This window comes from Streptococcus panodentis, assembly GCF_017884005.1.
Classification (GTDB): domain Bacteria; phylum Bacillota; class Bacilli; order Lactobacillales; family Streptococcaceae; genus Streptococcus; species Streptococcus panodentis.
Map to the genome: position 1 here is coordinate 1 of NZ_QFAY01000028.1, position 24,443 is coordinate 24,443.

General features: G+C 51.6%; 15 protein-coding genes. 12 read left to right on the top strand and 3 right to left on the bottom strand.

Features of this window, described 5'->3' with window-relative positions; genetic code table 11:
- Window positions 1-398 precede the first annotated feature (398 nt).
- On the bottom strand, window positions 399-1,595 hold the full coding sequence (locus DHL47_RS11195; protein WP_128836717.1) for an ROK family transcriptional regulator: 1,197 nt from the start codon (window positions 1,593-1,595) through the stop codon (window positions 399-401).
- 219 nt (window positions 1,596-1,814) lie between these two features.
- On the opposite strand from DHL47_RS11195, the gene DHL47_RS11200 reads away from it, so the two are divergent.
- The 6 genes from DHL47_RS11200 (at window position 1,815) to DHL47_RS11225 (ending at window position 8,016) form a co-directional block, all read left to right on the top strand.
- Window positions 1,815-2,132 carry a PTS sugar transporter subunit IIB gene (locus DHL47_RS11200; protein ID WP_128836716.1) on the top strand — a complete coding sequence of 106 codons (318 nt, stop codon included), beginning with the start codon at window positions 1,815-1,817 and terminating at the stop codon, window positions 2,130-2,132.
- An 8-nt stretch (window positions 2,133-2,140) separates the two neighbouring features.
- Complete coding sequence (locus DHL47_RS11205) at window positions 2,141-2,458, top strand: PTS sugar transporter subunit IIA (protein ID WP_128836715.1); 318 nt, start codon at window positions 2,141-2,143, stop codon at window positions 2,456-2,458.
- Between the two features lie 12 nt (window positions 2,459-2,470).
- The gene (locus tag DHL47_RS11210) at window positions 2,471-3,826 is read left to right on the top strand and encodes a PTS sugar transporter subunit IIC (RefSeq protein WP_128836714.1); all 1,356 of its coding nucleotides are present in this window, start codon (window positions 2,471-2,473) and stop codon (window positions 3,824-3,826) included.
- Window positions 3,827-5,605: a glycoside hydrolase family 35 protein gene (locus DHL47_RS11215; RefSeq protein WP_209551938.1), complete on the top strand. Its 1,779-nt coding sequence runs from the start codon at window positions 3,827-3,829 to the stop codon at window positions 5,603-5,605.
- Window positions 5,606-5,614: 9 nt separating this feature from the next.
- Window positions 5,615-6,544, top strand: a complete 930-nt coding sequence (locus DHL47_RS11220) for an aldo/keto reductase (RefSeq protein ID WP_209551939.1) — start codon at window positions 5,615-5,617, stop codon at window positions 6,542-6,544.
- A gap of 65 nt (window positions 6,545-6,609) precedes the next feature.
- Window positions 6,610-8,016 carry an LPXTG cell wall anchor domain-containing protein gene (locus DHL47_RS11225; protein ID WP_209551940.1) on the top strand — a complete coding sequence of 469 codons (1,407 nt, stop codon included), beginning with the start codon at window positions 6,610-6,612 and terminating at the stop codon, window positions 8,014-8,016.
- Window positions 8,017-8,068: 52 nt separating this feature from the next.
- Here the strand turns inward: DHL47_RS11225 and DHL47_RS11230 are convergent, their stop codons facing one another.
- Window positions 8,069-9,043, bottom strand: coding sequence for a nuclease-related domain-containing protein (locus DHL47_RS11230; protein WP_209551941.1), 975 nt, complete (start codon window positions 9,041-9,043; stop codon window positions 8,069-8,071).
- 209 nt (window positions 9,044-9,252) lie between these two features.
- On the opposite strand from DHL47_RS11230, the gene DHL47_RS11235 reads away from it, so the two are divergent.
- Window positions 9,253-10,122 (top strand): glycosyltransferase family 2 protein, encoded by an 870-nt coding sequence (locus tag DHL47_RS11235; RefSeq protein WP_128836710.1) that lies wholly within the window; start codon window positions 9,253-9,255, stop codon window positions 10,120-10,122.
- A gap of 59 nt (window positions 10,123-10,181) precedes the next feature.
- Here the strand turns inward: DHL47_RS11235 and DHL47_RS11240 are convergent, their stop codons facing one another.
- A complete protein-coding gene (locus tag DHL47_RS11240) occupies window positions 10,182-10,745 on the bottom strand; it encodes a methyltransferase family protein (RefSeq protein WP_209551942.1) in 564 nt (187 codons plus the stop codon).
- A 719-nt stretch (window positions 10,746-11,464) separates the two neighbouring features.
- Between DHL47_RS11240 and leuS the strand changes: the two genes are divergently transcribed.
- The 5 genes from leuS (at window position 11,465) to DHL47_RS11265 (ending at window position 24,431) form a co-directional block, all read left to right on the top strand.
- Window positions 11,465-13,966 (top strand): leucine--tRNA ligase, encoded by a 2,502-nt coding sequence (gene leuS / locus DHL47_RS11245; RefSeq protein WP_209551943.1) that lies wholly within the window; start codon window positions 11,465-11,467, stop codon window positions 13,964-13,966.
- A gap of 161 nt (window positions 13,967-14,127) precedes the next feature.
- Window positions 14,128-18,174 carry a glycoside hydrolase family 2 TIM barrel-domain containing protein gene (locus DHL47_RS11250; protein WP_209551944.1) on the top strand — a complete coding sequence of 1,349 codons (4,047 nt, stop codon included), beginning with the start codon at window positions 14,128-14,130 and terminating at the stop codon, window positions 18,172-18,174.
- A gap of 186 nt (window positions 18,175-18,360) precedes the next feature.
- A complete protein-coding gene (locus DHL47_RS11255; protein ID WP_209551945.1) occupies window positions 18,361-20,073 on the top strand; it encodes an alpha-L-fucosidase in 1,713 nt (570 codons plus the stop codon).
- Window positions 20,074-20,497: 424 nt separating this feature from the next.
- Window positions 20,498-21,787 (top strand): glycoside hydrolase family 125 protein, encoded by a 1,290-nt coding sequence (locus DHL47_RS11260; protein WP_209551946.1) that lies wholly within the window; start codon window positions 20,498-20,500, stop codon window positions 21,785-21,787.
- A 1-nt stretch (window position 21,788) separates the two neighbouring features.
- Window positions 21,789-24,431, top strand: a complete 2,643-nt coding sequence (locus DHL47_RS11265) for an alpha-mannosidase (protein ID WP_209551947.1) — start codon at window positions 21,789-21,791, stop codon at window positions 24,429-24,431.
- Window positions 24,432-24,443 lie beyond the last annotated feature (12 nt).

Consider the following 24,443-nt stretch of genomic DNA (forward strand, 5'->3'; position numbering starts at 1 on the left):
CTAAAAGACGAACAGTCTTGACACATCCTAACGGATGTTTCATCCATAACCTCAAAGCAGTGCTTTTGTTGCTTCCTATCGGAAGCTTTATCTATAACCTCAAAACCTCCACTGGGGCTTTTGAGCAATCAGCTACCGCGTCAAGAGTTTTTTTCCAAAACAAAGCGAGACTGAAGGACTTTTTATACAGTATCTTCCAAAAGATTCATCCCTCTGTGGGTGAGGGCGCAGCCATCATGGGAGTCTGTCTCAGCCTCCTGCTAAAAGACTATAAAAAATCCGTGCTGCAAAGCGCGGATTTTTTAGTCTTTTTGTTTGCTTTTAGTAGTGGCGGTGGGACGGTTTCCCGCCTATTGTTCCTGCTCCCCTCCTTGTCAAAACTCGATTTTCTTTGGGGATCAGAATGTGCTGTTTTTGTCCAGAAATTCATGGTAAACACAGAGACTGACGGCCGCCCGGGCAATATTGAGCTGAGAGTAAGGGATGATAATGATCTCGGCCTGCTTCTGCTTGGGAAAGAGCGGCGCAGCCTGCTCCAGCTGGGCTAAAATCTGCTCCGCAATCAAAGGGGAGGAGAAAAACTCTCCGTCCAGATAGATTCGCTCGGTATCGATGAGCTGGCAGAGGTTGGAAATCGAAATGGCCAGATAGCGGCAGGCGGTATGAATCAGCTCTATACTGCCGAGATCGCCCAAGCGATAGGCAGCCAGAAGGGTATCCAGCTGAATATCACTGGGCTCTGCCACCAGCGTTTTTAACAGGGAAGTCTGGGAAGACTGGTGCAAAATCGCCGCTTTGTCAATGAGAGAGCTCTCGCTGGCATAGACCTGCAGGCAGCCGTTTTTCCCGCAGGGGCAGCGTTCTCCTTCGGGGTTCATCACGGTATGGCCCACCTCGCCAATCAAAAAGTTATCCTGGCTGTAAATGCTGCCCCTGTACATGTAAGAGCAGTGAATCCCTCTGGCAAGGTGATAGACGATAAAATTGCTGTCTGCTGGATGGTAGCTGAAGAGGCGCTCGGCCAGGGTCAGGCAGTGGGATTTGTTGGCGAAATAGACCGGGACGGAGAAGGCCTCCTGAATGGTCCGCAGATTAATCTGGCCCCAATGCGGATTTTTAGAAACAATAAAGTCACTTTCAGAAAGATTGGGATGGCCCGGCAGGGCTACAGCGATAGCAGAGATCGGATGCTGGCTGTTTTTCTGCAGGAAGTCCTTGATAAAGCGGATGATTTCTGAGTCGGACGGTCCGCCGGTCCAGTCGATCTGATAAGGCTGGCAGGCGCTCTCAATGACCTCTCCGACATTATCTGTAATGGCCGCAGCCAGCTGTTTTTCTGAAATCTCAAAGCCCAGATAGCAGCGCTGGCGGGGGGCGATGTCCAGCAGGGTCTTTTTGCGGCCTACGCTGTCATCGCTCAGCTCCCCCAATTCCAGCACCAGACCTTCCTTAATCAGCTGATTGATAATCGTTCCGGTGGTGGCTGGTGTGATATGGCTTTCTTTTGAAATATCGATCCGGGAAATCGGCCGTTTGGCATAGAGCTGGTCTAAGACGGTCGCTCGGAGTTCCGTTTGTTTTTTGGTTCTTGTCATCGTCAGTTCCTCTGCCGTTATATTAACAAAAAATAAATAAAAATACAAGATGAAAGCGTTGACATTTTAGAAAAAAGCGGATATACTATTTATAGAAAATTAATAATACGATAAAATTTATTCTTTTTCTGGATTTTTGTTTATATATTAAAAATAATTGTCAGGATTTGCCTGACCTGTTGCTCAAATGATTTAACATTTTGAAAAGGAGAATTGCCTATGGAAGCAAAACAAATTATGCTGGTCTGTGCGGCCGGGATGAGCACCAGCCTCATGGTCAATAAAATGCAGAAAGCTGCGGAAGATCGGGGATTGGCTGCAAGAATCTTTGCTGTACCGGTACCCGAAGCGGCGGAATATCTGGCCAATGAGCAGGTGGATGTCCTCTTGCTGGGGCCGCAGGTCCGCTATCTGCTGGATGATTTTAAGGAAAAAACAGCCGAAAAAGGCATCCCAGTAGAGGTCATTCCCATGACAGACTATGGGATGATGAAGGGGGATAAGGTCTTGGATTTGGCAGAGTCCCTCATAGGATAGGAGGCAGTATGGCAGACCAATCATCGCTGGAGGTCGCTATGACCCTCATCATGTACGGCGGCGAGGCGAAGTCCTGTGCGGTCGAAGCGATTGCCGCCGCCAAGGGGGGTGACTTTCCCCGGGCAGCAGCAAAGCTGGAGCTGGCTCAAAAAGCCCTGCTGCAGGCTCATCATGCCCAGGCTGAAATGCTGACCAAGGAGGCGCAAGGAGAAAATACAGAACTCAGTTTATTTATGGTGCATGGGCAGGATCATCTCATGACCAGTATTGCCTTTGTGGATTTGGCAAAGGAAATCATTGATTTGCATAAGAAATTTAAAGAATAGGAGATCAGTCTTATGAGTAGTTTGGTTGATAAATGGCAGGCTCGGCTCATGCCGATTGCCAACAAAGTCGGCAACCAAAAGTTTCTGGTTGCTCTGCGTGATTCTTTTATTGGGACCATGCCGATTATTATGACGGGCTCTTTTGCCCTGATGGTCAACGCCTTTCTGTCTGATTTGCCGGGACAGTTTGGCTGGACTTGGATTTCGTCGACCTTCCAGTGGCTGATTGATATCAACTGGCTGGTTTTTAAAGGCAGCATTCCCATTGTTGTCCTCTTGTTTCTATTTACTTTCGGTGTCAATATCGCCAAGATTTACAAGACTGATCAGATATCGGCCGGTTTGGTAGCAGTGGCTTCCTATGTCATTACAATCGGCGGCTCTGTCACCAAGACCTTTGAGCTGGCAGGGAAAACACCGGGTCTGAGCAAGGCTATTGAAAAACTTCCGGAGCTGAAGCTGGATGGCACCAATCTGGATGTCACCATCAGCAGCGTTATTCCGGGGGATCAGATCAGCGCCCGCGGTTATTTCACGGCGATTTTGATTGGCTTTATTTCGGTCATTATTTTCTGTAAGGTCATGAACCGCAACTGGACCATCAAGCTGCCGGACTCTGTACCGCCGGCAATCATGAAGCCCTTCATGTCCATTATCCCGGCTGCGATTGCCATGTATATTATCGGCATTGCGACCTATGCCTTCAACCAGCTGACCGGCGAGCTGCTGATTGACTGGATTTACAAGGTTCTGCAGGCACCGCTCCTCAGTATGTCCCAAAGTTTCTGGGCTGTGCTCTTGATCGTCTTTCTCAATAAGATTTTCTGGTTCTTCGGTCTGCACGGGGGCAATGTTTTGGCCCCAGTCATGGCCAGCCTCTTTGGTGTGACCATGCTGGCCAATCTGGAGGCCTATCAGGCTGGGCAGGCTATTCCTTATATGTGGACAGACAATTCCTTTGGAGCTTTCGTCTGGTTTGATGCGATTGGGGTTGCCATTGCCATTCTCTGGCAGTCTCGGAACAAGCACTATCGGGAAGTGGCCAAGCTGGGAATCTTCCCGATGATCTTTAATATCGGTGAGCCGGTCATGTACGGTCTGCCGATTGTCCTCAATCCGATTATGTTTATCCCTTATGTCCTGACGCCGATGGTCATGGTGACGGTGGCCTACTTTGCTACCACGCTGGGGCTGGTGGCACCTGTCACGCAGAATGTGACCTGGGTCATGCCGCCCGTCCTCTATGGTTTCTTTGCGACAGCCTTTGACTGGCGGGCTATTATTCTGTCTCTGGTCAATGTGGCCATCTCGACCTTTATCTACCTGCCTTTTGTCAAAATGGCAGACAAACAGGAGGAGCTTGGATAGATGGCAAGATTTGAAATTAAAGAAGAATTTTATCTCGAGGGCCAGCCTTTTAAGATTTTGTCAGGAGCTGTCCAATATTTTCGGCTTCATCCTGATCAATGGCGGGAAACTCTTTACAATCTGAAAGCTTTGGGCTTTAATACGGTGGAGACCTATATTCCCTGGGCTTTGCATGAGCCTCAGGAGGGTCAGTTTACTGCAGACGGCCTGCTGGATTTTGAAGCCTATTTCGACTTGGTGCAGGAGATGGGGCTGCATCTCATCGTCCGGCCGACGCCTTATATCTGTGCGGAGTTTGACTTTGGAGGCCTGCCGGCCTGGCTCTTGACTTATCCGGATATGCGCCTGCGGGTCAACCATCCTCTCTTTTTGGAAAAGGTCAGTCGTTTCTATGACTGGCTCTTTCCCAAACTGCTGCCTTATCAGTCCAGTCAGGGCGGGCCTATTCTCATGATGCAGGTGGAGAATGAGTACGGCTCCTATGCAGAAGACAAGGACTACATGCGCCATATTGCTCAGATGATGAGAGACCGCGGCGTTACGGTGCCTCTCTTTACCTCAGACGGAACTTGGATAGAGGCTCTGGAGTCCGGCACCCTGATTGAGGATGGCGTTTTTGTGACGGGAAATTTTGGCTCCCAAGCTAAGGAAAATACAGACAATCTGCGGGCCTTTATGGAAAGGCACGGCCAGAAATGGCCGCTCATGTGTACAGAATTTTGGGACGGCTGGTTCAGCCGCTGGGGCGAGGAGATTGTCCGACGGGAGGCGGAGGATCTGGCGCGGGATGTCAAGGAAATGCTGCAGATTGGCAGTATGAACCTCTTTCTGCTGCGGGGCGGTACCAATTTTGGCTTCATCAGCGGCTGTTCGGCCCGCAAGACCAAGGATCTGCCCCAGATAACCTCCTATGACTTTGATGCTCCGATAACCGAGTGGGGGGTGCCGACAGAAAAATACTATGCTGTTCAGCGCGTGACCCACGAAGTCTTTCCGGAGTTGGAGCAGTTTGAGCCTATCGTCCGCAAGGCTAAGGCCTATGGGACTTTCCCGCTGCTTGGCACGGCCAATCTGCTGGAGGTGGCACCGGCAATCAGCGAGGAAATCCTGCTGGACTATCCTCAGCCTATGGAGAAAATAGGCCAAAATCATGGCTACATTCTCTACCGCTCAGAGGTGAAGAATCAGCACCACGAAGAAAGGCTCAAGGCGCTGGAGACGCATGACCGCTGCCATTTCTACGTTAACCGCCAGCATCTGGCTACTCAGTATCGGGAGGAAATCGGCGATGAACTGCTCTTTTCGGCTGACACGGAAAGGATTGGCATCGATGTGCTGGTGGAAAATATGGGCCGGGTCAATTACGGCTACAAGCTGGGTGCGCCCAGCCAGTCCAAGGGGGTCAAGGGCGGGATTATGATCAACCATCAATTCCGCAAGGGCTGGAAGCATTATGCTCTCAAGTTTGATCAGGAAATGCTGGACAGACTGGACTGCAGCGCTGCTCTGCCGGAAGTCGTCAAAGCACCGACTTTCTACCGCTTCGAGGCCGAACTGGATGACATTGCAGATACCTTTATTGACTGCTCTAAGTACGGTAAGGGCTGTATTGCTGTCAATGGCTTTAATCTGGGCCGCTACTGGAATGAAGGTCCCATCCACTATCTCTATGTGCCATCCGGCTTTCTGAAGGAAAAGAATGAGTTTATCGTCTTTGAAACGGAGAATGTCAAGATTGAGGAATTAACCCTGCTTGACCGCCCAGTCTATAAGGAATGAGGTGACGGAATGAACTATTTAACAGTCGGAAATGAGCTGGAAGGAGCCAGTCAGCTGGTTCTGGGCTGTATGCGTCTGGCTGAGCATTCGCCGGAAGAGATTATTTCAGTCCTTGAAACGGCCGGAGAGATCGGGATTAACTTCTTTGACCATTCGGACGTCTATGCCGGCGGCCAGTCTGAAGCCAAATTTGCCCAGGCCCTGCAGCTGGCCAAGATTCCCCGGGATCGCTTTTTGATCCAGTCCAAGTGCGGCTTGCGGGATGTTCACAGCAATTACCATTTTGACTTTTCCAAGGACTACATCATCAGTTCGGTCGAGGCCAGCCTAAAGAGGCTGCAGACCGACTATCTGGACGTGCTCCTCCTGCACCGGCCGGATGCTCTGGTCGAGCCTGAAGAGGTGGCAGAAGCATTCTCTCGGCTGCATCAGGCTGGCAAAGTCCGCTATTTCGGCGTCAGCAATCAAAATCCTTACCAAATAGAGCTGCTGCAAAAGAGCCTGGAGCAGCCGCTGATTATCAATCAGCTGCAGTTCGGTCCGGCCCACACGCCCATGATTGACGCAGGGCTCAACAGCAATATGCTCAATCAGCTGGCCGTCAATCGGGACGGCGGCGTACTGGAGTACTGCCGCCTGCAGGGCATTACGATTCAGCCTTGGTCGCCTTTTCAGGTGGATCTGCAGCAGGGCCTCTTTATGAAACATCCAAAATACGCCCAGCTGACCGCTGTTTTGGAAAAATTTGCCGCAGCCTATCAGCTGTCTTTTGAGGCTATGGTGCTGGCTTGGATCCTGCGCCACCCTGCTCACATGCAGCCGATTGTCGGCAGCATGAATCCAGACCGGCTTCGTTCCATGGCGGCGGCCTTTGATGCAGAGCTGTCCCGGGCCGATTGGTATGAGATTTACAAGAGTGCCGGCAATCCCTTGCCTTAACTTTTCTGTAAGCAATCAATGGGAGATTATTAATGATTCAGCATTTTGAATGAGAGGAGAACAGCATGAATCATAAACTTCCTTTATCCAAATCCGCCGCTGCCGGAAAATACTGCAGCGGTCTGCTCCTGTGTGCTTCCCTCCTGTCCCTGCTCGCCCTGACCACTATCACAGCAGTTGGGGCTGATGAAACGGCTCCTGCGGCTGAAGTGGCTGCAGTGGACTTGGCTGCAGCCGAAAGCCCAGCAGCCCCGGCAGCAGCAACACCCGTGGATGCTGCCAGTGACGCAGCTCCCGCAGCAGTGAACAGCCAGGTGCAGGCCAGCCAAGTCATGTCCGATGAGCAAAAGCAGCGGGCCATTGCCCAAATGGGGGCCAACCAAGGCGATGTCTGGGTCTGGTCAGAAGACAATGTCGTCATAGAAGACGGCGAGCGCCAAAAGCGCGGCCCCAACGGCGGCCCCGGCCAGTTTAACGGAGGTGCTGTCGTGCTGGGCGGCCGTCCGACCTATGACCCAGCAGCCGACTGGTATTATCTGGCCTATAAAGATACTTCCGATAAAAGCAAAACAGACGAAGAAGCCGATAAGGAGGCCCGTGCTGTCTTTGACAAGGAGCGGGGCAAGTGGATGGACGAATTTGACCCATGGGGAGTTGCCCTAGAGATGTCTGATAATACAGCAGCCAATGCCTGGGTTGATGTCCGTAATATGCAGGCCTTTGTCCTCCGCAATGACTCTACTGTCTGGGAAAATATCGTCAACCATCCTCAGGCAGTCCAGTGGGTGAACCAGTTTAAGGGGAATATGGGCTCCGATGCTGGAGAAGCCCAGAAGGAGGTCTTGCCGAGCGGCGGAACAGCCATTCAGGTTCTGCCTAAGCAGGACCGGGTGGCCCATTGGGGCTCAGACCAAGCGCTGAACATTCCCAATCCACAGACTATTCGGGCAGTTCTGGTGTCCGTTGAGGCCCGCATTTCGGATAAATCGGATCCGGATGCCAAACTGGGCATTCAGGTTGGCGGCGACTGGAAATTTACTGACCCAGGGGCTGTCAAACCTTTCTGGTATCCGGGAGCTGGTCTGGCCGGTATTCAGCGTTTGAGCAGGGACTGGGCCCGCTATTACTTTGTCAGTATCACCGGTGTTCAGGATGCCATTGAAGAGCGCGCCATTTCACAGGAAGTGTTTATGAACAGTACGGTACCGCTGGCAGACATGGAGCAAGCCCCGCAATCGCAGGCCCAGCAGCCAGCTTCAGCTGCAAACGGAGTGCAGGCAGAAAAGCTGACCTACAAGACAGGCGCAGAGACAGTGACTCCAGCAAGCGTGTCCCGGCGGGCAGTTGCTCCGTCAGTCTCCTCCAAGCAACTGCCCAAGACTGGCAGCCAAAGCAGTCTGTGGAGCCATCTAGCTGGCTTCTTCCTCTTGGGATTGAGCGCGGCCTTCCTTGGCTGGAAGAAAAAATCCTAGCTCTTGGGCTATTGGAGAAAAGAATGACCTGTAAAAAAAGCAACAGCAGATTTCAGCTGTTGCTTTCTATTTTGCCCTGTTCTTGCAGGACAGGCTGTCCAACATCAGTTGCTTGAGGGCCGGCCTCAGCGATTGGGCTGGAAGCAGGCCCTTCCCATTGCTGGGTGAAGCGGCATCTTGGGAAGCTGGAGCAGCCCCAGAATTGCTGGCCGGCTCTAGCACCCTTGGCCGCTGTCCGCAGCACCAGCCTGCTCTGGCAGCGGGGGCAGATGTTTTCGGTTTCTATCTTCTGCCGATTCTGAGCAATGGCTTTGATATGGCGCTCTTTGACAACTTGATTGCGCTTGGTCAGAGGCAGCAGCATACGGTAAAGGTCGTCAATCTGCTCAGCAGCCAGCTTTGCTCCCGTCTGGCCGGCCTGCTGTTCAATCGCTCCCAGTGCCTGCCAAGTCTGAATAACCTTATGCCGGTCGCTCTTTAGATGGATTTCCTTCAGCTCGCAGTCATTGCTGAAAACAATGTAGGAATAGAGGTCTGGCGCATATTCGTTCAGATAATAGCTGAGCCATTTGAGATGGATTTTATTTTGAATGATGGGGTTGAAAAAAGACTGCTTGTGCGATCGGCCGCGGCCAGTCGCCAGAACCTGCGTCCAATATTGCTGGTGCTCCGATCCGAAAATCCAGCCTCTGTAGTTTTTGGACTCAAAAATATATATTCCTGATGGATGGATGAGCAGGGCATCAATCTCAGTAGTCGTACCATTTTCCTTAAAGACATAGAGATTAAACAGGATTTTCTTATAGCCGCTCAGCTGGCTTAGGACCTGACCGAGCTGATATTCTCCCTGCTTTCCCCTGTTGTGCTTGAGCTCCCAAGGAGCAGTCCGAGTCTGCTGGAAATAGTCTGGCTCTTGATTTGACGTCTCAGGCTGGTCTGCCTCTTCCTTTTTTGCCAGTATTCTATAGCTTATCCCAAAGACAAGGATAAAAATCATCACCAATCCAACAAACATCGAGCCCGGCATTGCAGCATCCCCCTAAAAATCTCTAGATTGAGTATAGCATAAAAAAGGAAGTTTAAGGAGGGGACTGCTGAAGAAATCTGTCTTTTAAACAAAATTCAGTTCTTTGTCTAAAAATGAACAGCCGAAGTTTGAAACATATTTTCCAAAAACAGCTGACAAAGCTCAAAAATCATGTATAATAAAAAGACGAGAAAAAAAGAGGAGTTACCATGTCTCAGGAATTAATCAGTGTCCTTATCCCTGTTTACAATGTCGAGCAGTATCTAGCCGAGTGTGTCAACAGTGTCCGCAATCAGACTTATCAGAATTTGGAAATAATTCTGGTCAATGACGGTTCAACAGACGCATCAGGGCAGATTTGCCGGGACTTGGCAGCTCAGGACAGCCGGATTACAGTGATGGACCAGGAAAATCAGGGATTGTCCGGCGCCCGCAATACTGGACTGGAAGCAGCTGGCGGTGCCTATGTGATTTTCGTGGACTCAGATGATTGGCTGCCGGAGCAGCATGTGGCCCGGCTTTATGAAAAGCTGAAAGAGTATGATGCCGATATAGCCATTGGCCACCACTGCAGCTTTCGGCCTGAGGATGCGACCTTTCTCTATTACTCGACCGAGCATTTTGAACAGCTCTATAAGCGGGAGGAGATGATAGAGGAGTATCCGAGACGACGCATGATGGACGGGGTCTTTCTCTCTGCCTGGGGCAAATTGTACAAACGTGATCTCTTTGATGCAGTACGCTATCCGGTCGGCCGGGTGGCAGAAGATGCCTTTACCACTTACAAACTCTATCTGCAGGCTGAAAAGATTATCTATCTGAACGAGCCGCTCTATTACTACCGCCTGCGTCCCGGCAGCATCTCCCTTACTTGGAATGAGCGCTGGTTTCAAGACCTCATCGCCGGCTTTGAGGAGCAGCTGGCTATCCTCGGCAAGCTGGGCTATGACCTGTCCTTTTACTACAAATACTATACTTTCCTGCTCCAATACTGCCGGGACAATGCTCTGGCAGTCGGCCTGCAGGACAGCCCCGTCTATCAGGAAATCGAAAACAAACTCAAACTGTTTGGAGAATAAACAAGAAAACAAGCCGCCTTTCAGCTGTATAGGACTGAGAGCGGCTTGTTTTTATGAAATCACCAAATGAAAGGAAAAATTCGGTATTTAACCTTTTTGCAATAGATCTCGTAGGTGTTTCCAAAGTGATTGAGCAGGGCTTTTTCCTCTACTTTTAGCCGAATGCTGTAACCCACCACGAGAAGGATGAGGCAGAGAATGATTGTCAAAGGATTCAGCGAAACGATTGATAAGCCAAGGACGGACAAGATGCTGCCGGTATAGGCAGGATTTCTCACAACAGCATAAGGGCCGTGGTCCACTAACTGCTGCTGATCGGTTGTCTGAACAGCGAGTGTAAAGTTTTTTCCGAGGTAGCTGACAGCATAGAGGCGCAATGCAAAACCAGCCAGGGATAGGAGAAGTCCAAGATAGACTGTGAAGTTTGGCAAGTGAGGTACAGAGGGCAGAAGCTGCCCATTCATTAATAGTAAACAGCAGATAACGCTGCCAATAATGATGTAACGGCTCCCTCTGTCAGCAGAGTCGCTTACATTATTGGATTTAGTTTTATTTTTTATCCACATTTCTGTACCAATGAAAATAAAAATGAATGCATAAATGAAAATAGTTTGTAAATCCATGATTGTTTCCTCCGGGTTCATTATAGACCTTTTGGGAAAAAAGGTCCAATAAAGAGGCTGTAAAAAGAGACTTGTTTGGAAACCGGATGATGGCTTCATTGGCCTTAAGCGGTCAGCCCACAAGCAAACGACTCCGTCGGTTCATTGCGAAAGGAAAGCCTGAGGGCTTGAGACTGAAGACAAAGTTATCCAAAGTCTTTCCTTAAGTGAGTGCGGACGGTAGCGACTTCCTTCGGAATTCCATACCTAAGATTTGAGCCTAAAGTCTCAAATCTTCCGAGCGCCTGAAACTAAAAAGTTTCAGGCGCTTTTCTCACAGCGGAAAGACTTGGTTGATCTTTGTTTTAATTATAGCAATGAGCTTTTTCTTAATTCTTTGTAAGAATTTATAAAATTTTTACAAAGAAAATGGAATTTGTCTACGTTCTGAAGCCTGAGGGCTTTTGGTTTTATACGGTATCTTCCAAAGATAGCTCCCTCTCTGGGTGAGGGCGCAGCCATCATGGGAGTCTGTCCCACCGCCTCACTGCTAAAAGCAAAGAAAAAGACTATACATAGTATGGTATAGGCGGGACTTAAAAGGAAGTCTTAAAATCTTGGAAAAGGTCAATGCTTTTTTGAACGATTGGTCTATTCTTTAAGAAATATTGCCGCAATCAGCTATTTTAATTTCCCCTGAAAATGGTATAATAGGAGCAGTACGAAAAATGGAGAGAACGATGGCTTATTACAATCACAAAGAAATTGAACCAAAGTGGCAGAAATACTGGGCTGACCACCACACCTTTAAGACGGGGACGGATGCGGATAAGCCCAGCTTTTATGCGCTGGATATGTTTCCTTATCCATCTGGTGCGGGACTTCACGTAGGGCATCCGGAAGGCTATACGGCGACGGATATTCTCAGCCGTTTCAAGCGTGCCCGCGGCTACAATGTCCTCCACCCGATGGGCTGGGATGCTTTTGGCCTGCCGGCTGAGCAGTATGCCATGGATACGGGCAATGATCCGGCTGATTTTACAGCGGAAAATATTGCCAATTTCAAGCGGCAGATCAATGCGCTGGGCTTTTCTTATGACTGGGACCGGGAGATCAATACTACGGATCCCAACTACTACAAGTGGACCCAGTGGATTTTCACCAAGCTCTATGAAAAAGGCCTGGCCTATGAGGCTGAGGTGCCGGTCAACTGGGTCGAAGAGCTGGGGACCGCCATTGCCAATGAGGAAGTGCTGCCAGACGGCACTTCGGAGCGCGGCGGCTATCCGGTCGTCCGCAAGCCCATGCGCCAGTGGATGCTGAAGATTACGGCCTATGCTGAGCGTCTGCTCAATGATCTGGAAGAGCTGGACTGGCCGGAGTCTATCAAGGACATGCAGCGCAACTGGATTGGCAAGTCAAGCGGGGCCAATGTGACCTTCAAGATTCAGGGGACAGACAAGGACTTTACGGTCTTTACCACCCGCCCGGATACCCTTTTTGGCGCGACTTATGCTGTGCTGGCGCCCGAGCATGCTCTGGTAGATGCCATTACCAGCCCTGAGCAGGCAGCAGCCGTTGCAGCCTACAAACGTCAGGCTTCGCTCAAGTCCGATCTGGCCCGAACGGACCTGGCCAAGGAGAAGACCGGTGTCTGGACAGGGGCTTATGCCATCAATCCGGCCAACGGCCAGGAAATTCCTATCTGGATTGCGGACTATGTACTGGCCAGCTACGGTACGGGGGCCATCATGGCCGTGCCTGCCCATGATGAGCGCGACTGGGAGTTTGCCAAGCAGTTTGGCCTGCCCATCATCGAAGTGCTGGAGGGCGGCAATGTGGAGGCAGCAGCCTATACTGAGGACGGACTCCATGTCAACTCAAGCTTCCTCAACGGGCTGAACAAGGAAGAGGCCATTGCCAAGATAATTGCTTGGCTGGAAGAAAAGGGTGTCGGTCAGGAAAAAATCACCTACCGCCTGCGGGACTGGCTTTTCAGCCGTCAGCGCTACTGGGGCGAGCCGATTCCGATTGTGCACTGGGAGGATGGGACCTCTACGGCTCTGTCTGAAAGCGAGCTGCCGCTGGTGCTGCCGGTGACCAAGGACATCCGTCCTTCAGGGACTGGCGAAAGTCCGCTGGCCAATCTGACTGACTGGCTGGAAGTGACTCGCGAAGACGGTGTCAAGGGCCGCCGCGAGACCAATACCATGCCCCAGTGGGCTGGCTCCAGCTGGTATTACCTGCGTTATATCGACCCTCACAACAGTGAGAAGTTGGCGGATGAGGACCTGCTCAAGGCCTGGCTGCCGGTGGACATCTATATCGGCGGAGCAGAGCATGCAGTGCTCCACTTGCTTTATGCCCGCTTCTGGCATAAATTTCTCTATGATCTCGGAGTGGTGCCGACCAAGGAGCCTTTCCAAAAGCTCTTTAACCAAGGCATGATTTTGGGAACCAGCTACCGTGACAGCCGCGGTGCTCTGGTTGCGACCGATAAGGTGGAAAAACGCGACGGCTCTTTCTTCAGCATGGAAACCGGTGAAGAGCTGGAGCAGGCACCGGCTAAGATGTCCAAGTCTCTGAAAAATGTGGTCAATCCGGATGATGTGGTGGACCAGTATGGGGCGGATACCCTGCGGGTTTATGAGATGTTTATGGGGCCGCTGGATGCCTCTATCGCTTGGAGCGAAGAGGGACTGGAAGGCAGCCGCAAATTCCTGGATCGGGTTTACCGCCTGCTGACCAGAAAAGAGCTAACCGCTGAAAATGACGGCAAGCTGGACAAGGTCTATCACGAAACTGTCAAGTCTGTGACCGAGCAGATTGAGGAGCTCAAGTTCAATACTGCTCTGGCCCAGCTCATGATCTTTGTCAATGCGGCCAACAAGGAAGACCAGCTCTACATCGGCTATGCTAAGGGCTTTATCCAGCTGCTGGCACCATTTGCGCCCCATCTGGCTGAGGAACTCTGGCAGCAGATTGCCCAGACCGGAGAGTCCATCTCCTATGTGGCTTGGCCGACTTACGATGAGAGCAAGCTGGTTGAGGCCGAAGTGGAAATCGTAGTCCAAATCAAGGGCAAGGTCCGGGCCAAGCTGATCGTGGCTAAGGACCTGTCTCCTCAGGAACTGCAGGAAATCGCCCTGGCTGACGAAAAAATCAAGGAAGAAATTGCCGGCAAGGAAGTGGTCAAGGTGATAGCGGTGCCCAACAAGCTTGTGAATATTGTAGTAAAATAAGCACCTATCAGTTTTGCCTGCAGGCTTTAACAGCCTTCTGTCTGCCATTTTTTCCACAAATTATAGAATAAATCGTCGCTTTTTAGGAAGTGATGCGGAAGGCGTTGAAGACGCCTTCTTTTTTTGTTATAGTGATACCGTGAAAATAAAAGGAGCAGCATATGAAAGAACTACGAGGTCAGCAAACGCTGCGGAAGCATTGGCTGTTCAGTCAGCAAGTGACCAAAGATCAGGCTCTGGCAGAGGAGATTTGTCCAGAGGACTGGGAATCGGTCAAACTGCCTCATGATTGGAGTATTTATTATGATTTCGATGCTCAGTCACCGGCACAGAATGAAGGCGGCCAGCTGAACGGCGGGTCTGCTTGGTACCGAACGGCTTTCTTTTTGGAAGATGATGTATCAAAGAAAGCTGTCCGCCTTTGCTTTGATGGTGTTTACATGGACTCGCAGGTCTTTGTCAATGGGCAGCTGGTCGGCCGCTATCCCAGCGGCTATACGCCTTTTTCCTATGATATTACCCGCTATCTCCGCAATGACGGGTCAGAAAATATCTTAGCAGTCCATGTTGTCAATCAGCAGCCCAGCAGCCGCTGGTACTCAGGAAGCGGCATTTACCGTGATGTTCACCTCTTGGTGCAGGAGCAGGTCCATGTCTGTCTGGATGGGGTGGCTATTGCCTTTCCGGAGCTGGAAATGGAGCAGGACGGCTGGGTAGATACGGTGGTGGAGACAAGAGTGACCAACGCTTCCCTGCAGGATGCTCCAGTCTATCTGAGGCAGCAAATCATAGACAGGCAAGGCCAGGTGGCAGCCGACTGGACAGACAGCAGTACCCAGCTGCTGCTTCCGCAGATGGACATAGTTTTTAGGCAGGTCCTGCCGGTTTTTCAGCCGGCACTATGGGATGTGCGCAGTGAAGAACCGGCCTTGTACCAGCTGATTACCAGAGTTTATCAGGGGAATACTTTGGTTGATGAACGCAGCGATAGCTTTGGCTACCGCTATCTGTCTTGGAGTCCGTCTCAGGGATTTTTCTTAAATGGGCAGTATCTAAAGCTGCACGGTGTCTGCCTGCATCATGACCACGGGGCTTTGGGAGCAGCGGAAAATGAAAAGGCGGAATACCGCCGGCTGAAACAGATGAAGGAAATGGGAGCCAATGCCATCCGGACTGCTCATAATCCGGCCAGTCCGCAGACACTGAAGCTGGCTGCTGAGCTGGGCCTGCTAGTGCAGGAGGAGGCTTTCGATACATGGTACGGCGGTAAAAAGACTTATGACTATGGCCGCTTTTTTGAAGAAAAGGTGCTTCATCCTGAAGCAAAAGCAGGCGATACTTGGTCTGACTATGACCTGCGAATGCTGGTGGAGCGGGGGAAAAATAATCCGGCCATCTTTATGTGGTCTATTGGAAATGAAATCAGTGAAGCGAAAGGAGATGCCCATTCGCTCGCTACGGTGAAGCGCTTGGTGCAGGTCGTTAAAAGCGTTGATCCGACCCGTTATGTCACCATGGGAATCGACGCTTTCCGCTTTGGCGATGGCAGCGGCGGACATGAGCGGATCGCAGCAGAGCTGGATGCTGTCGGCCTGAATTATGCCGAGGAGAATGTCGATCAGCTGCGGCAGCGCCATCCGGACTGGCTGCTCTATGGTTCGGAAACTTCCTCTGCCACCAGAACGAGGGGGAGCTATTTCCGGCCGCACAGGGAATGGATTGGCCACAATAAAGGGCTGAGAAATTTTGAGCAGTCGGATTATGGCAATGACCGTGTTGCCTGGGGCAGGACAGCGAGCAGTGCCTGGCTGTTTGATCGGGACCGTGCTGACTATGCGGGGCAGTTTGTCTGGACAGGCTGCGACTACATCGGAGAGCCTACGCCCTGGCACAATCAGAATGAAACGCCGGTTAACAGTTCCTATTTTGGTTTGGTGGATACAGCCGGTATCCCTAAGAATGATTATTACTTTTACCAGAGTCAGTGGCGGACCCGGGATGACTGTCCCATGGTCCATCTCCTGCCGCACTGGAATTGGGAAAAAGCCGGTCTGCGCCGGCAGGTGATGGACAGCAGCGGCCGCATTCCTGTGCGGGTTTATTCCAATGCTGCCAGTGTCGAACTCTATCTGAACGGTCTGTCGCAGGGCAGAAAGGCATTTTGTCAGAAAAAAACGGTTGACGGCCGTCCCTACCAAGAGGGAAGCCGTGCCGCAGAGCTCTATCTGGAATGGCTGCTGCCCTATGTGCCGGGTAAGCTGCTAGCAGTAGCTTATAATCAGGTGGGAGAGGAAATTGCACGCGATTGCCTGCAAACAGCGGGTAAGGCTGCCCGGCTGCATCTGCTCAGGGAAGAAGACCGCATTCGGGCTGACGGCCGAGAAGTGGCCTATATCCGCTATCAGATTGAGGACCGCGATGGCAATCTGGTGCCGACTGCCAATCATCAAGTGCACTTCAGCTTGAGCGGACAAGGGCGGATGGTCGGGCTTGATAATGGCCGCCAGGCCAGCCGCGAGCGCTACAAGGCGCAGGCTGACGGGACATGGCGGCGGCGGGTATTCAATGGTCAGGGCATGGCAATCATAGAGAGCACAGAAGAGGACGGCTCCTTTACCCTTCATGCTTCTAGTCAAGGCTTGGAGGCCGATTCGGTGACCATTTTTACCGGAGAGGGGACAGCGGTCTGTCAGCAGCCGGCAGAGTCTCTTGAGCTCAGCTTTGGGTCTGATGAGTGGCTGGAAGATGAAACGCTTCTGCTGGAGTGCTTTGTCTGCTACCCAGACGGCAGGAAGCAGAGAATTTCTGCTCAGGCCTTGGAGTGGGAGATCAGCGGCGAGGGCTGGCTGACAATCAAGGAAGACCGCTGTCAACTGCGTCAGGCCGGAAAAGTCACTCTCCGAGCTTCTTACGGCCATTTGCAGACGGAGTTGCAGCGGATGATTCAGTCCAGGCGGAAGCTAACCAGGGCTGTGGCTGTGCGTCCGATTCGAGTTTATACGCAGTTGCAGCAGCAGCCTGTACTGCCTGAAAAGGTTGTGGTAGAGATGGAAGGAGGATTTCCAAAGACCTATCCCGTTAGCTGGGAGACTGTTTCAGAGGAAAATCTCAGCCGCTATCAGGAAGTGACAGTCACTGGCAGAGTGAGCGGGCTCAGCCTGACAGCTGCTGCCCTAGTCGTCGTAGAGGGGATTGTGGCGGTGGAAAATGGCAGTGCGGTCACGCTGGTGAATGAAGCACCGGACTTGCCGGAGAGGGTTTCTGTTTTTCTGTCCAACGGCAAGACCGATACCGCCGCGGTTGACTGGGAAAAGATTTCTCCGCAGCAGTATGCGCAGCCGGGTTCCTTTCTGCTGAAAGGCAGCGTGTCAGGCTGCAGGCTGCAGGCGGAGCTGCAGGTGCGGGTAGCAGAAAGGGGCCAGCTGTCAGAAATCATCTCGGACCAATGGACGGGTTCCCCTCTGCCGCTGGCCTTTGCGTCAGACTCTCAAAAGCAGCACGGCGCAGCTTACCTCAATGACCGGCAGCTTGCTGTGAGCGGGAAATCTTCTCGTTATTGGACCAGTGCAGCCGGGGCGGATCAAGCCTATGCAGGTGTACTGTTTGGCGATGCCGGAATGCTCAGTGAGCGTTTTGCAGATAATCTGTTCCTGCATTTCCACCAAATGAGTCCTTGCAGTTTGCTGGAAAATATCAGGGTGGAGTACTATGTCGGCAAGGAGCCTCAATTGCCGCAAGATGCGGATAATCTAGCAAAAGAAGAAACGGTTCTTTCGGACAGTCAGCATTGGAAATCGGTGGCCCATCTGTCTATTGCCGAGCCGCCAGCAGCGGGCAGTATCTTGGCACTGCATTTTGACAAAGTGCAAACCTATGCGCTGCGCGTGCTTTTCTCAGGCTTGACCCAAGCTCCAGCTTTGGCAGAACTGCAGGTTTTTGCCAGAAAAGCCCCGGCTTTTGCCACAGCAGATGTGAGGATTTTCATCAAAGGGCAGGAGCTGCAGCTCAGGGAAGACCAGCAGGATATTGTGCTGGGAGAGACGGTTCTGCCTTCCCAGATAAAACTAAAGCTGACGCAGGGGGCCAGCTCGACAGCGATTCCGGCTGTAAAGGCAGATGAGCCAATCCGCCTCCTCATTCGAGCAGAAAATGGCAGCTTGCTGCAGGAATACCGCCTATGGCAGACCGAAGTCAGGCCAAAAAGCTGAAAACAGAAGCCGAGCCGTCTGAGCATGAGCTATATGCCCTGCTGATCTCTCGCTTTTCTTCGTTTTCACAGTTGCAGTCTGCTAGGCTGTTTTCCAAAAGCCAGACCGCTTTGCAGGCAATGCTGCAGCCATCAGGGGAGTCTGTCCCGCCATCATACCCCTGTATCTTATATAAATGGAGAAGAAATGAAAGCAAACAGCGAAATGGCGGGCTTTGGTCCTCTGCCATCCAAAGCCCAGCTGCGTTATCATGAGGATGAATTGGCAGCCTTTATCCACTTTGGGATCAATACCTTTTATGATCAGGAGTGGGGCAATGGTCAGGAAGACCCGCAGCGTTTCAACCCATCGGCTCTTGATACGGATCAATGGATCCGGGTGCTGAAAGAGACGGGCTTTAAGCGGGTGATTGTGGTTGTCAAGCACCATGACGGCTTTGTCCTCTACCCTTCCCGCTGGACCGACCATACCATTGCGGCCAGCCCTTGGCGGGATGGGAAAGGCGATGTATTGGCAGAGGTTTCGAAATCAGCCAGCAAGTATGATATGGACTTGGGGATCTATCTGTCTCCCTGGGATGCGCACAGCCCGCTCTATCATGTGGAGACGCAGGAAGCCTACAATCACTATTACCTGCAGCAGTTAAAGGAGATTCTGGCCAATCCTCTCTATGGCAATAAAGGAAAATTTGTCGAAGTCTGGATGGACGGAGCGCGGGGAGAAGGTGCGCAAAAGCTGGTCTATGATTATCCGGCCTGGCTGGCAGCTATTGCGGAGGCACAGTCGGATGCTTTGGTTTTTTCGACTGAAGCGACAGGGATTCGCTGGATTGGCAATGAAAACGGCCGGGCGGGCGACCCTCTGTGGCAGAAGGTCAATCCCAATCAGCTCAGCGAGCATACGGCACCTGCTTATCTGAATCACGGTGATCCAGATGGCACGGTCTATTCTCTGGGAGAGGCGGATGTCTCCATTCGGTCGGGCTGGTTTTATCATACCAGTCAGAGGCCGAAAAGCTTGGCAGATCTGCTGGATATTTACCTGCACTCGGTCGGGCGGGGGACGCCGCTGCTGCTCAATGTCCCTCCGACAGAGGAGGGACTTCTGGCTGCGGCCGATGTCGAGCGTCTGCAGGAGTTTCATGAGGCTGTCACAGCGCTGTATGCGGCCGATTTGGCCTTGGGTGCTGAAGTCTGGGCCGACAGTGAGCACCCGGACTGTCCTGCTGGTCATTTGACTGACGGCCGGCCAGCTGCTTTTTGGATGCCTGCCTCAGATCAGCAGCCTTTTACCCTTGAGCTGGATTTGGGGCAAGACTGTTTGTTTGATACGGTTGAGCTGAGAGAGGATATGGCTCAGGGGCAGCGGGTTGCCTCCTTTTACCTAGAGGTGGAAAAGGAGCGGGGCTGGGCTGCCTTTGCGGCTGGGAAGACGATTGGCTATAAACGCTTGCTTTTAGGAGACGCTGTGTGGGCCAGACGCCTGCGCTTGGTTTTGACCGATGTTCAGGCACCCCCCATCTTGACCAAGTGGTCGGTTTACAAGGCGCCTCAGTCCATGGAGAAAAGAAGCTGTTCGGCAGCTTTGCTTTTTGAACGTCCTACTTACCATGTTGCCAGCGGTCAGTCGGTACAGGTCCGCCTGCAGAGACAAGATGGACTGACCATACCGGAATCCATCCGGCTTGTCACCGAGCCGGGAACGGGTGTACATGGTGTGGCTTATCAGGATCAGGTTTTTGACCTGCATTTTGCTGCGGGTGAAGCGTTCAAGGAAGTGGGAATAGCCAGTCTGGCCTTTTCAGGAGAGAGGAGTTTGGACTTTTATCTCTGCGCCAGCAGACCAGATGGCCGCCAGAGCAGAACGAAAATTATCGTAAGGAATACAGCTGATGAATAAACAAAAAGCATGAAGTTTTCGGTTCTTCATGCTTTTATCCTATTTGTTCAGTTTTTCCTTTTGAAACACCTGAGTGCAAGCTTGCTTTTGCTGGGGGGCGAGGCAGTCAAAGCAGTGCTTTAAATAGCTTCCCTCCTAGTGTTCGCTCGGTATAAAATCTGCTTTCTTCCTTGATGACAGCATGAAAAATGTCGGGATGTTCAGGGCAAAAAAGATATTACCGAAAGGCCTTTAGTTTGTGTATATATTTTGAAAAGGGTTTGGCCTATACTAGAGTATAGAAGATAATAGCACGCTCATTGAACATCTCATCAAGCAAGGTCAGTGCCGCCCTTATACTCACAGCGGTGCTGGGAAGAAGTTCTCCTGTCTGGCTTGCGGATGATTTTCGGGAAGGATAAACGAGCGGAAAAGGAAGTAGAAGATGACTTATTCAAAAGAAATTGTCGGAAACTGGCTGGAGGCCGTCAGCCAGCTTGCCCAAGATCACCCAGACTGGGTGGCAGTCTTTAAACGCTGCTATACCGATACTTTGGACCATACGGCTAAGGTTTTGGCGGATGGTTCAACCTTTGTGCTGACAGGGGATATTCCGGCTATGTGGCTGCGGGATTCGACCGCGCAGTTCAAGCCCTATCTCTTTGTCGCAAAGCAAGATGAGCAAATCCGCAAAACGATAGCGGGTCTGGTCAAGCGTCAAATGGCGCTGATTCTCAAGGATCCTTATGCCAATGCTTTTAATATGGAGGAAAATTGGAAGGGGCATCATGAGACGGACCATACCGAGCTGTCCGGCTGGATTTGGGAGCGCAAGTATGAGGTGGACTCGCTTTGCTATCCCTTGCAGCTGGCCTATCTCCTCTGGAAAGAGACAGGGGAGACCAGTCATCTGGATAGGACCTTTATCGCCGGAGTCAGGGAAATCCTGCACCTTTGGCAAGTGGAGCAAAACCATGCCAACTCGCCCTATCGCTTTGTCCGTGAGACGGACCGCAAGGAAGATACGTTAGTCAATGATGGTTTTGGTCCAGATTTCGCAGTAACCGGTATGACTTGGTCCGGTTTTCGTCCCAGCGATGACGCCTGCATCTACAGCTATTTGGTGCCGTCCAATATGTTTGCCTCGGTCGTTTTGGGCTATGTGGCAGAGATTTTTGAGACCCTGCATCTGGAGGGAGCAGAGGAGCTCCTGCCTCAGGCGCGGCGCCTGCAGCAGGAGATTCAAGACGGCATTGAAACCTTCGCCTATACCAAGAACAGCAAGGGGGAGACGATTTATGCCTTTGAGGTAGACGGTTTGGGCCATGCCAGCGTCATGGATGATCCCAATGTTCCCAGCCTTTTGGCAGCACCCTATCTGGGCTTCTGCGATATTGACGATGAAATCTATCAAAATACCCGCCGGACCATTCTCAGTCCGGAAAATCCTTACTATTATGAAGGAAAATACGCAGCCGGCCTGGGAAGTTCCCATACCTTCTATCGCTATATCTGGCCGATTGCCCTCTCTATCCAAGGTTTGACTACCAAGGATAAGGAAGAGAAAAAACGGATCTTGGACCTGCTCGTGGCCTGCGACGGCGGCACTGGTGTCATGCACGAAAGTTTCCATGTAGATGATCCGGCCAAGTATTCCCGCGAGTGGTTTTCTTGGGCCAATATGATGTTTTGTGAATTGGTCTTGGACTACTATGATTTGAAAATTGAGGTTTAAAATGGAACATATCACCCTACATATCATTTCTCACAGCCACTGGGACCGCGAATGGTATCTGCCTTTTGAGTCCCACCGGATGCAGCTGGTAGAGCTTTTTGACAGCCTCTTTGATTTATTTGAAAACGACCCTGAGTTTAAGAGCTTTCACTTAGATGGGCAGACCATTGTTTTGGATGATTATCTGGAAATCCGCCCAGAAAATCGGGACAAGCTTCAGCATTATATCGATGAGGGGAAGCTGAAAATCGGGCCTTTCTATATTCTGCAGGATGATTATTTGATTTCCAGTGAGGCCAATGTCCGCAATAGCTTAATCGGTCAGCAGGAATGCAAAAAATGGGGTCAGTCCACAAAGATCGGCTATTTTCCGGATACCTTTGGCAATATGGGACAGGCGCCGCAAATACTGCAAAAGTCCGGTATTCATGTGGCCGCTTTTGGCCGCGGGGTCAAGCCGATTGGTTTTGACAATCAAGTCTTAGAAGATGAGCAGTTTAGCTCCCAATTTTCAGAAATGTACTGGCAGGGAGCAGACGGCAGCCGCGTCTTGGGCATCCTCTTTGCCAACTGGTACAGCAACGGCAATGAAATCCCAGTCAATCGGGAAGAGGCACGGATTTTCTGGAAGCAAAAGCTAGCGGATGTCAAGAGCTATGCTTCGACCAATCAGTGGCTGATGATGAATGGCTGTGACCACCAGCCCGTACAGCGCAATCTTAGCGAAGCGATTCGGACAGCCAATGAGCTCTACCCTGATATCACTTTTGTACACAGTTCTTTTGACGATTATGTGCAGGCTGTCGAAGCAGCCCTGCCTGAGCAGCTGTCAACCGTTCAGGGCGAGCTGACCAGTCAGGAAACAGACGGCTGGTACACTCTGGCCAATACCGCTTCTTCCCGTATTTACCTCAAGCAGGCCTTTCAGGAACAGAGCAATTTGCTGGAGCAGGTGGTCGAACCCCTGACTCTGATGACGGGCGGCCGCCATCACAAGGACCAGCTGACCTATGCTTGGAAGACCCTGCTGCAAAATGCTCCGCACGACAGCATCTGCGGCTGCAGCGTGGACGAAGTCCATAGAGAGATGGAGACCCGCTTTGCCAAGGTCGGTCAGGTTGGTCACTTTATCAAAGACAACCTTTTAAATGAATGGAAAAAGAAAATTGACAGCAGCCAGGCTGACAGCGACTGGCTCTTCACGGCCATCAATACAGGGCTTCATGACAAGGTGGACACCGTTTCCCTTGCTGTGAATGTAGCGGAGTGTGATTTTAAGGCAGCGCATCCGACAGAAGCCTATCGGCGTATGGCGGAGTGGCCGCTTCCTCAGCTGACAGTCAGGGACCTAGCCGGACGGCCGGTTGAAGCCAAGGTGGAAGATTTGGGAGCCCATTTCCAATACAGCCTGCCCAAGGATGCCTTTCGCCATGCCTTTATTGCCAGACAGGTGCGCGTGACCCTGCCGATTCATTTGGCGCCGCTTTCTTGGAAAAGCTTCCAGCTGGTGGAAGGAAAGGCTGAGGAGCATGCTGGTCTCTACCGCAACGGCGTCATTGACACCCCCTTTGTGACGGTCAGCGTGGATGAGGGCCTGACGGTTTACGATAAGACGACCCACGAAGCCTATGAAGATTTTTTGCGCTTTGAAGACCGCGGTGACATCGGCAATGAGTACATTTACTTCCAGCCCAAAAATACAGAGCCAATCTATGCTGAATTGACTGGAGTTAAGGTTCTGGAAAACAATGCCCGCTATGCAGCCTTGCAGCTGACACATGAATTGACGATTCCGAGGAGTGCGGATGACCTGCTGGATCAAGAGCAAAGGGGCCTTGTTGAGTTTAGGAAGCGCTCTACCGGCCGTTCTCAGGAGCAAACGACGATTACCCTGACTACAGAGATGACTGTCTTTGTGGACAGTCCGCAGATTCGCTTTCGGACAAAATTGACCAACACAGCCAAGGATCACCGTATCCGCTTGCTGGTCAAGACCCACAACTGCAGCAAGACCAACGATTCTGACAGCATCTACGAGGTAGTGACCCGCCGCAACCAGCCTGCAGCTGTCTGGGAAAATCCTGAAAATCCGCAGCACCAGCAAGCGTTTGTCAGTCTCTATGATGAGCAAAAAGGGGTAACGGTGGGCAATAAAGGGCTCAATGAATACGAGATTTTAGGCGATGACACCATTGCGGTAACCATCCTGCGGGCAACAGGCGAACTGGGGGATTGGGGCTATTTCCCAACACCCGAGGCGCAGTGCCTTCGTGACTTTCAGGTCGAATACACGATTGAATGCCATCAGCCAGCAGACCGCTTTGCCGCCTATCGCCGGGCCAAGGCCTTCCAAACGCCTTTGACGGCTCTGCAGATTGCCAAACAAAAGGGTCAGGTGCCGGCGTCTGGCAAGACCTTAGAGCATCCTGCGCTCAGCTTGGCCGCCATCTGTCCGACAGCCTACAAGGCAGCAGAAGACGGAGACGGTCAAGTGCTGCGCTATTACAATATGAGTCAGGAAACGGTTCGGGTAACGAAACAGCCGCAGACGGTCTTAGATCTGCTGGAAGAGCCAAGAGCAGAGGACTCGGGCCTGCTCAGCCCGCAGGAAATCCGCACCGAGCGTTTAAGAGAAAGAGAATAAAGGAGGCAGGAG